A 1,104-nucleotide genomic window follows, 5' to 3' on the forward strand; every position below is an offset into this window, starting at 1 on the left:
GTTCCTGACGGAAGTGTTCGAGGAGGACCTGCACGTCAAACGAATCCTCTCCCTGTCGCACGCGACGCTGGGGGCGGTGCAGGCGGCGAGCCTGTCGGTGGCGGCCATCGGCAAGGCCATGGCGTGGGCGCGTGGAGAGGACGTCACGTCCAAGCACGCGGTGAAGCAGGTGGACCGACTGCTGTCGAATGGGGGCTTCGACGTCTGGAAGCTTTTCGCGTCCTGGGTGCCCTTCGTGCTGGCGGAGCGGAGCGAGGCCGTCATCGCGCTGGACTGGACGGACTTCGAGCAGGACGACCAGGAGACGCTCGTGGCCAGCCTCATCACCCGGCATGGGCGGGCCACGCCGCTCTTGTGGACGACGCTGGTGAAGTCCGCCTCCGTGGGCAACCGGCAACTGGTGGAGGACCAGACGCTTCAGCGACTGCGCGAGATAATTGCCTCCGAGGTGAAGGTGACGGTGGTCGCGGACCGGGGCTTCGCGGATGCGAAGTTCTACGCGCTGCTGCGGCAACTGGGCTTCGAGTACGTGGTGCGTTTCCGTGCGGACATGCTTGTCACGTCCGAGGATGAGCAGACGAAGCGCGCGGCCGAGTGGGTCCCAGAAGGCGGACGCGCGAAGGTGCTCCGAGGCGCACGCGTCACCGCAGCCATGGCGCAGGTAGGGGCCGTGGTGTGTGTGAAACGCAAGGGCATGAAGGACTCCTGGTGCCTGGCCACCAGCCTCACGGAAGCCACGGCCCAGGAGGTGCTGGACGTCTACGCCCGGAGATTCACCATCGAGGAGACGTTCCGGGACGTGAAGGACCTCAAGTTCGGCATGGGTCTGAAGCAGGTGCGCGTGAAGACACCCGAGCGTCGAGACCGGTTGCTGCTCATCAGCGCCCTGGCCCAGGTCCTTCTGACGCTGCTGGGAGCCGCGGGGGAGGCACTGGGGTACGACAAGCATTTGAAGGTGAATACGGTGAAACGGCGTACGCACTCGCTCTTCACCCAAGGCACCTACTATTTCATGGCCATGCCGCGCATGAGCGATGAACGACTCCGCCCGTTGGTGGAGCGATTCGCACAACTCGTTCGCGAGCACGCCGTCTTCCGAGAAGC

The 1,104-nt window shown here is 65.1% G+C and carries 1 protein-coding gene; it reads left to right on the forward strand.

Annotated elements, in window-relative coordinates:
• Positions 1-4: 4 nt before the first annotated feature.
• Positions 5-1,104 (forward strand): IS4 family transposase (locus tag D7V80_RS41030; protein ID WP_233586103.1); only part of this gene is annotated, 1,100 nt, incomplete at its 3' end.

It is taken from the genome of Corallococcus sp. CA054B (assembly GCF_003611625.1).
Lineage (GTDB): Bacteria > Myxococcota > Myxococcia > Myxococcales > Myxococcaceae > Corallococcus > Corallococcus coralloides.